Raw genomic sequence first — 8,213 nt, 5'->3', positions numbered from 1 at the left:
CGTCAGCAGCCCGCCAAAACGCATGTCAATATCGAACTGCAAACCGTATCCGGGTTGTTGCCTGATGATGACTTGTTGGAGCGAATGATTACTGCCGCAGAGCAGGGGGCTCAGGTCTGTTTTATCTGCAATCTTGTTGATGTAGCGCAGCAGTCTCTACGACAGTTACGGAAAAAAGCGGCAGGGCGACTGAGTGAAGACCAGCTGATACTGTTTCACTCTCGCTTTGTGTTTGCTGACCGTGAGAAGAAAGAAAATAAAGTTCTTGGCTTGTTTGGCCCTGAAGGTAAGCGACAGAAGGGGAATATATTGGTCAGTACCCAGGTTTTTGAATGTTCTATTGATGCTGATATGGACTGGATGATCAGTCAACTTTGTCCCGTCGACCTGTTATTCCAGCGTTGGGGTCGGCTGCATCGACATCAAAACAAGCACAAGCGTCCTGAGGGATTTGATCAACCTCTTTGTACTGTGCTGGTGCCACCGGAGTCTGAAGAGTATCAGCTGCATGAATTAATATATGGTGATAGTCGTATATTATGGCGAACTGAACAGTTGTTGGCGGGTTCTGGGAATATCGTTGAATTTCCTGAAGCATATCGGCAATGGATTGAGTCGGTTTATGATGAAGAAGATTGGGGGAGTGAGCCTGACTGGGTTATGGCGTCTCATCAAGATTTTGCTGATCATCAGCAAAGCCAGCGTATGGGCGCAAAAGTATTAATTAAATCCGCGATGAATACGCTGGCAGACACTGATGATAAAATTTCTGCAGTTACCCGTGACGGTGAAATGAATCTGACACTGGTTCCAGTTATTTCCAATGCTCAGGGTGAACGTTGCCTGTTGGATGGTTCGGTGGTTGATGAGTTGGATAAAAGTAACCGTTTTGAAAAAATTAGCCTTAACAGTCTTGGAATACCAGCCAGTTGGAATAAAAATGAAGGGCAGTTGCCCGATATGGATGATGTCAGATTAATATGGCTGGAAATGGAAGCCGACGAGCAAGGCTACCGGGGGCACTGGGGGGAGACAGAGTACAAGTATTCTGCGGAGGCTGGTTTTCAGCGCATAAAAAAATGAGGCATCCCCGCGGGCGCGGGGAACAGGGAGTGAACTGAGCTTTATATAAACAAACCACGGTTCATCCCTCTGTGAGAGGGAATTTCCATTATATAACATTGGCTCTTTTTGGTGGAGTTGTTATTAGATACACGGGCACAAAGGGTTGTTAAGGGTTATGATTGAGGTCTCTGATTTATCCAGAGCCTTTGTTTAGCAAGGTCTGACAAGGGTTCGCAGGTTCAGGTGAATGTATGAAGATACGTGAGCTCAGGCTCAAAAACTTTCGGAAGTTTGAGGACTCGGTCTTCAAGTTTAATACTGATACGAATGTCTCAGTCCTCATTGGTGATAATGCAACCGGTAAAAGCGCCATTCTTGATGCTCTGTCCATTATGATGGGGAGTTATCTGCTGGATTTCAAAGCTGGTGTAGGGCGGCATATCCGTAAGGAAGAGGTACGGCTAAAGCAGATCAATCTGGGTGACACAGTCACTCTTGAGCCGCAGTGGGACGAAGGGGTTTCGCTTTCTTGTCGTGCCTCTCTGGCCGAGTTGGCCAATAGTAATGATTCATCTCTTCTGGAAGACTTGCACTGGACTCGGGAACTGAAATCCGAGAAAGGTAAAACGACCCGTATTCTGGCAAAGAACATTGCCAAAGTGGGGAAAGACGCCAGAGCCAGGGTGGAAAAAGGCGAAGAAGTCCTGTTGCCCGTTTTTGGTTACTACGGCACTGGTCGTCTTTGGCATATCAAACAAGATGTAAAGTTGACGAAGCCTGAATCCAGATCGGCAGGCTATCGTGATTGCCTTGATCCGGCTTCCAGCCACAAGTTGTTTCTTAGATGGTTTGCCCAGCTGGAACAGGCTTCGTTCCAGAAGGGTAAAAAATTCGGCGTACTTGAGGCGGTTCGTAAGTCGATTCAATTTTGTATACCTGAGTGCAGGCACTTTTATTTTGATATTGAACTGCAGCAGCTAATGATTGAGCTGGGAAATGGACAGCTATTCAGCTTCGATAATCTGAGTGATGGTTATCGTAATACTCTGGCTATAGTGGCAGATATCGCACACAGAGCAGGTCGTCTGAATCCTCATCTGATGGAGATGGCCCCATTAGAAACCCCTGGCATTGTGCTGATTGATGAAGTCGATTTGCATCTGCATCCCAAATGGCAACGACGGGTACTAAATGACCTGCGGGAAGCATTCCCGAAAGTGCAGTTTATTGCTACTACTCATTCTCCTTTCATCATTCAATCTTTACGACCCGGTGAAGTGGTTGACTTGAACTCTTTTCTTCCCACAGATGAAAGCTCTGAAGCAGCGTCTCCTGCGCCAAAAGAACCATTCAGTGATCAGAGTATTGAAGATATTGTGGAAAGGGTGATGGGCGTTGAGGTGCCTTCTCGGAGTCAGCGTTGGCAGGCAATGAATGATACCGCTAAAAAATATTACACGTTGCTTCAGCAAGCGAACGTTGCTTCAGAGGAAGAGAAAGAGCAGTTAAAGCAGGAGCTGGACGAGCTGAGCGCACCCTTCAGTGATAATGTGGCTTACCATGCCTTTCTTGAGATGGAACGAGCCGCAGCCGGTCTGGGCAAAGGAAAAGCTGTAGAGGAGTAATTCATGAGGCCAGTGGATAAGGAGGCTGAGCCTCTGGATGCGAATGGAAATCCAAAGCAATTCAGTCAATACCAAAATGCCCGAAGGGATTTAATTGAAAGACTGGGTGGTTATTGTTCTTACTGTGAAATGAAGCTTGACGCATCTCTGGCAGTTGAGCATGTTCTGCCGAAAAAACATCACGAAGATTCGGCATTATCCTGGTCAAACTTTCTGCTGGGTTGTACGAATTGCAATTCAACCAAGGGTGATCATGATCCGCTTATAAACAGCTGCTTCTGGCCTGATGCAGATAATACTTTCAGAGCTTTTGAATACTCAGAGGACGGGGTTGTTCGCCCGAATCAGTCACTCTCTGATTCTGAAAGAGAAAAAGCTATGCGAACTATCCGACTAACTGGCCTGGATAAAACGCCTTTGCAAGCAACAGCTTCTGATCGTCGCTGGCAACAGAGAAGAGAAGTCTGGCAAATTGCCCAACGAACCAAGCAACGGTTACAGCGCAATGACAATGAAGACTTCAGGGATCAGGTTGTTGAAACGGCTGTTGGTCATGCTTACTGGAGCATCTGGATGACTGTGTTTGCAAATGACAGCGATATGCTCAATCGTCTGATTCGTGCTTTACCGGGTACTGCTCAAAGTTGTTTTGATACCGATGGTCATCCTGTATTAAGGCCAGGCGGTCAGATATAACATCCTTAAGCAATCTTGTCTGCTGGTGACTTGATATAAACTAACCACTTGAATAATTATATCTAGGCTTTATTATGCTCTTCATCCTGTAGCAGCATGTTGTGGTTGTTGGGTTGGCTTGAAGCAGACGTTACGATTTTGAACTCTTCAATGACCATAAGCTTGCTGCGTGAATCTTGGTTTTTACACTGCTTGTCATTTGAAGAGACATAAAAAATTGAAGCCATTTTCATTACTTGACCAACCGTGGATTCCCCTTCAGTACGAGGGTGCCCGGCACTGGATCACCTATCGGCAACTCTTATGTGGGGAGGAAAGGGGTGACCTTTGCCTACCCCGCGATGATTTTGAGCTGGCTTGTTTGCAATTATTGGCAGCTATCACTCAGGTTTGTTTCACACCATCTGATCGAAAAGAGCTGCTGGCTCGACTTAAAAAGCCCTTGTCTACCGATGAGTTTCTGAAGGGGGTCAAGGGTAAAGAGGCCTGGTTTGATCTGAATCACCCGGATACGCCGTTTATGCAAATCCGCGGGGTTAAGGCGAGCAAACCGACCCCGATGGATAAGCTGCTGGCAGGTGTGGCAGACGGAACCAACAAACCCTTTGTTAATCCTCATGGATTAGCAGAAGGGCTCTGTGGCAGCTGTACGGCGATCGCCTTATTTAACATGGCTAATAACTGTCCCAGCATGGGCGGTGGCTTCAAGGGAAGCCTGCGCGGTAGCACACCAATTACGCAACTGATTACCGGGCCTGTTACGCAACTAATTACCAAGCCTGATCTGCGTACAACAGTATGGTTGAATGTGCTGCATCAGGAGCGTTTGAGTAACATTGTTATGCCTTGGCATCAAGCTACTGCTCAACAAGCCCCAAACTATGTTGATCCCGTCAAAGCAGGAGAAAAAATTCGAGCAACGAACATCGGTCTTGCTCGTGGGCTACTATGGCAACCAGCACATTTTGAACTCTTGCCTGCTGAAGACAAAGGTTGCTGCAGTGTCTGTAATGCCTCTGCACCCCTGTATAAAGGTTTTAATAAAGCCAAATTTAATTACACAGTGGAGGGTAACTGGCCGCACCCGCTGTCAGCCCGAACCTTCAAGATTGTCAAAGGCAAGAAAGAAGAAAAGTTTCCGTCGTTTACCACCACCGCACCTGGCTGGACTCAACTAAGCCGTTTGGTTGTGGCAATGGAATCCAGTAAAGAAGGACAAATCCCTGCTCCTGTACTGATACAGACCAGGGATGACAATTTGATCAAGCAGAAGCATTTACGATTTGTTATCGGCGGTTATAGAAACAACCAGGCAACGGTACTGGAACGGCGCCATGAGTTTTTCAGTCTGGCAGATGGTTGGGCTGAACACGGAGAGGTGATCCACTATATCATAAAGATAGGACTGGGTTACAAAACGGCTTTGCGCAAGGCGCTCTATCTCTTTTCAGATGGTATTAAGGATAAAAACAAAGAGATCAAAGGCTCTGGTGTCAATCTCTGCCAGTCGGGTGACGACCTCTACTTCCAACAAACAGAGCAATGGATTCGGGACACCTTTGCCGATATCAATTTCAAGGAGCCACTACCCGCTATAGATCGCCTGCGCACTCAATTAAAACAAGCAGTATTGCAATTATTTGATCAGCTCACACAACCCTACCGGCAGGAACCCAAAATGCTCAAAGCACTGGCATTGGCCCGGCGCAGCCTGAATAAATCACTGGCTGAACTTCAGCCTGTGGTGACAGAGGAGAATTAAATGCAACCTTCTAACAAAAAGTCTCAGGATTTCATCCAGTTGTGGAATCGTTATGATGATTTGAGCGCTGGTTACAAAGCCGAGTTACGCAGGGTTTCGACACCCGATGATCTCATTGAAGTCCCCGCCTTTTATCGGCTAACGCGAGGTTATGGCAGCCATATAAATGTTCGGCGGCTGGTTTATTGTCTGCCATATCTGCAACATCAGGATGGTGGTAATTCATTGGGTAAAGCTCTGGCTGAGGCTGGAGTCAGGGAAAAACGGCTGTTTATGGTGATTCGCTCACAGGAACCCAATGATCTGATTCAGTTGCGCCGTTTGTTGCAGTACGTGAAACCAGTCGTTGACTTTTCGCAGGCAGCCTGGCTGCTATTGAGCTGGGATAAGCCTGAACAAAAGCAAAAATTGCTGGAAAATTTCTTTCTGCATCAGAAAGAGTCCTCCTGAACCGTTTTTTTACCTGACATCTAAAAGGACAACCTTATGAATAAGAACTTTGTAAACTTCCATATCCTGATTTCCCATAGCCCGTCCTGCCTTAACCGTGATGACATGAATATGCAGAAATCGGCTATTTTCGGTGGTAAACGCCGGGTGCGTGTTTCCAGCCAGAGCTTGAAGCGTGCAATGCGCACCAGTGAGTACTATCAGGTGCATTTTCCCGAGGTATCAATTCGTACCAGACAACTGGAGCTGTTAGGGAAAGAATTAACTCAGCTGGCTCCAAAAATTGATGAAAAATGGATTTCTAAGAGCATAGAGCTTTTTTCCAGCAAGGTGATTGATGACTCAGATGATGGTGTGGAATCAGACGAGGAAAGCACACAAAAGAAAATAGCAGTAGCACCTTGGTCTGTCTCAGAGTTCAAAACATTTTGTGCGCTTGTTCAAGAAATCTATGAGTCTGATTTAAATGAAAAGGATTATGAGTCACTGAAAAAAGCTATAGAGAAAGAGGGTAAAAGAAAGGCAACGGCAAAGAAGCCGAAATTATCTGATGATGAAGTTAAAGATATTTTTCTGGCAAAAATAGTAAAAAGAGAGCTAAAAGAGCGCACTGAAGCAATGGTTAAAGCTTGTGGACGAACAACAGATATTGCTCTGTCGGGTCGAATGGCAACATCAGGTTTAATGACCAATGTTGATGGGGCTCTCGCAGTGGCTCATTCCATCACCACTCACGCAGTTGATGCCGATATCGACTGGTTCACTGCCGTTGATGATTTGCAGGAAATAGGATCAGGCCATCTGGATACCCAGGAATTTTCTTCTGGCGTTTTTTATCGTTATGCCAGCCTGAACCTTCAGCAATTACAAAAAAATCTGGGTGATGCTTCCCGTGAACAGGCGTTGGAAGTTGCTGCCCATGTGTTGCATATGCTTGCCACTGAAGTGCCTTCTGCCAAGCAACAAAGTTTTGCTGCCCACAATTTGGCTGACCTGGCACTGGTTTGTTTTTCTGATCAGCCACTGTCTCTGGTCAATGCCTTCGAAGACCCCGTTAAGGAAACTGGCAATGGTTTCCGCCGTCCTTCAATAAACGAACTCCATGATCATTGGCAAAAACTGGCCGTAGGGTTTGATCTGGATGATAGCTGTGCCGAATTTGTGCTTGAAGACGTTGAAGTTCCTAAAGGTATTAGTGCTGTTGAATCCTTATCCGCACTGAAGCAATGGGTTCAAAACAACGGTGAGGACTGATGATGCGACAGCATTTGATTCTGAAACTGGAAGGTCCCCTGCAAAGCTGGGGCAAACACAGCTTTGAAGGATTACGACCATCGGAGGCTTTTCCGGGGCGCAGTGCCTTGCTGGGTCTTCTGGGAGCCTGTCTTGGTATTGACCGTGAAGACTTTGAAAGGCAGCGCCAACTAGCGACGAGTGTCGGCTTTGCAGTGCGTATTGACCAGGGCAAACACAGGCCGATAAAAATGACTGACTACCACACCGTCAAGGATGCACGGGTTGATTATCAAGGACTGAAAAGCCATCAGACCATTCAGACCTGGCGTGAGTATTGGCAGGATGCCAAATACACTGTTGCCATCTGGAATCTGGCAGAAGCCAGTATCTCTCTGCAACAATTGCAGCAAGCCGTACACAAACCCGTCTTCACTCCGGTTCTGGGCCGACGGAGTTGTCCATTGGTTCGACCCTTGTTTGAAAACATGATTGAAGCCGAAGATGCGCTGGCTGCACTGATTAAAATTAAACCTGTAGCCGGTACAGTCTACAACGAAGAAAAATCAGGCAGCCGCCCGCTTCAACTCAGGGATGTACCCATCACTGAACAGCCAAGGCAGTTTGCTAATCGGAGTGTCCATGTGCAGGTGCTGACGAAAGAGGAGGGATGTGATGTATCTGGCTAAAGTGCATATTGCCCCTGCAAAGAGTAACAATGCTTACGAACTTCATCGGGCTTTGTGGCAATTGTTTCCTGATCGACCGAATGATAACCGCACCTTTTTGTTTCGTGTAGAAAGCCTGAGTCGTGCGTTTGGGGCTCAGGTCTTAATGCAATCACACTTAAAGCCAGCTGACAGCGGTGAACATGTTCGTTGTCTGGCAACGAAAGTTGTAAATTATCAATTTCAGCAAGGTCAGCAACTGCGATTCCGACTGCGATGTAATCCAGTTAAGGCAATGAAGGATGAGCGTAAAGGTACAGTGACCCGTAACGGTAGAACTCATACCCGTTCGGTCAGGGTGCCTTTAATCAGTGAAGAACAGCAACAGCAATGGCTGAGCAGTAAACTCAAACAGTCCGGAGCCTGTTTACAGGCGGTCAATATAGTGCAGGAAAATCCACTTTACTTCCGCAAAACACGGGAAAAGCGCAGTGGTAAGGTGCAGCCGGTGTTGTTTGAGGGGCTAGTGCTGGTGGACGATCCGACAGCATTGCAAACGGCTGTGGCTGAAGGCATAGGGCCTGCAAAATCCTTTGGCATGGGGCTGTTAAGTTTTGCTGCTTGTTAAGACTGGAAGAGAACGATAACAGGGAGGTAAGATGTCGTTTATCTCACTAAAACCCATCCCAATCAAAGATCGGATGTCCATGGTGT

8 protein-coding genes are annotated in these 8,213 nt (G+C 46.8%); all 8 read left to right on the top strand.

Going from position 1 to position 8,213, the window contains the following annotated elements:
• Nucleotides 1-1,083 (top strand): CRISPR-associated helicase Cas3' (gene cas3, locus KDK19_RS11225; RefSeq protein WP_257291978.1); only part of this gene is annotated, 1,083 nt, incomplete at its 5' end.
• Between the two features lie 233 nt (nt 1,084-1,316).
• Nucleotides 1,317-2,690, top strand: coding sequence for an AAA family ATPase (locus KDK19_RS11220; protein ID WP_257275570.1), 1,374 nt, complete (start codon nt 1,317-1,319; stop codon nt 2,688-2,690).
• 3 nt (nt 2,691-2,693) lie between these two features.
• Nucleotides 2,694-3,386, top strand: a complete 693-nt coding sequence (locus KDK19_RS11215; protein WP_257275569.1) for an HNH endonuclease — start codon at nt 2,694-2,696, stop codon at nt 3,384-3,386.
• 217 nt (nt 3,387-3,603) lie between these two features.
• The gene (casA, locus tag KDK19_RS11210; RefSeq protein WP_257291977.1) at nt 3,604-5,148 is read left to right on the top strand and encodes a type I-E CRISPR-associated protein Cse1/CasA; all 1,545 of its coding nucleotides are present in this window, start codon (nt 3,604-3,606) and stop codon (nt 5,146-5,148) included.
• Nucleotides 5,149-5,598 (top strand): type I-E CRISPR-associated protein Cse2/CasB, encoded by a 450-nt coding sequence (gene casB, locus KDK19_RS11205; protein ID WP_257275567.1) that lies wholly within the window; start codon nt 5,149-5,151, stop codon nt 5,596-5,598.
• A gap of 36 nt (nt 5,599-5,634) precedes the next feature.
• Complete coding sequence (cas7e, locus tag KDK19_RS11200; RefSeq protein ID WP_257291976.1) at nt 5,635-6,852, top strand: type I-E CRISPR-associated protein Cas7/Cse4/CasC; 1,218 nt, start codon at nt 5,635-5,637, stop codon at nt 6,850-6,852.
• Nucleotides 6,852-7,520 (top strand): type I-E CRISPR-associated protein Cas5/CasD, encoded by a 669-nt coding sequence (gene cas5e / locus KDK19_RS11195; protein ID WP_257275565.1) that lies wholly within the window; start codon nt 6,852-6,854, stop codon nt 7,518-7,520. The genes cas7e and cas5e overlap by 1 nt, the downstream gene beginning before the upstream one ends.
• Nucleotides 7,507-8,127 carry a type I-E CRISPR-associated protein Cas6/Cse3/CasE gene (gene cas6e, locus KDK19_RS11190; protein WP_257291975.1) on the top strand — a complete coding sequence of 207 codons (621 nt, stop codon included), beginning with the start codon at nt 7,507-7,509 and terminating at the stop codon, nt 8,125-8,127. Before cas5e ends, cas6e begins: the two co-directional genes overlap by 14 nt.
• Nucleotides 8,128-8,213 lie beyond the last annotated feature (86 nt).

Source organism: Endozoicomonas sp. ONNA1 (genome assembly GCF_024606325.1).
Lineage (GTDB): Bacteria > Pseudomonadota > Gammaproteobacteria > Pseudomonadales > Endozoicomonadaceae > Endozoicomonas_A.
Note: the sequence above shows the minus strand (reverse complement) of the source record. Positions and strands in the feature narration are given on the sequence as shown.

Coding starts and splice junctions, on each gene's coding strand:
- KDK19_RS11220 (WP_257275570.1), top strand. CDS start 1,317: ATGAAGATACGTGAGCTCAGGCTCAAAAACTTTCGGAAGTTTGAGGAC.
- KDK19_RS11215 (WP_257275569.1), top strand. CDS start 2,694: ATGAGGCCAGTGGATAAGGAGGCTGAGCCTCTGGATGCGAATGGAAAT.
- casB (WP_257275567.1), top strand. CDS start 5,149: ATGCAACCTTCTAACAAAAAGTCTCAGGATTTCATCCAGTTGTGGAAT.
- cas7e (WP_257291976.1), top strand. CDS start 5,635: ATGAATAAGAACTTTGTAAACTTCCATATCCTGATTTCCCATAGCCCG.
- cas5e (WP_257275565.1), top strand. CDS start 6,852: ATGATGCGACAGCATTTGATTCTGAAACTGGAAGGTCCCCTGCAAAGC.
- cas6e (WP_257291975.1), top strand. CDS start 7,507: ATGTATCTGGCTAAAGTGCATATTGCCCCTGCAAAGAGTAACAATGCT.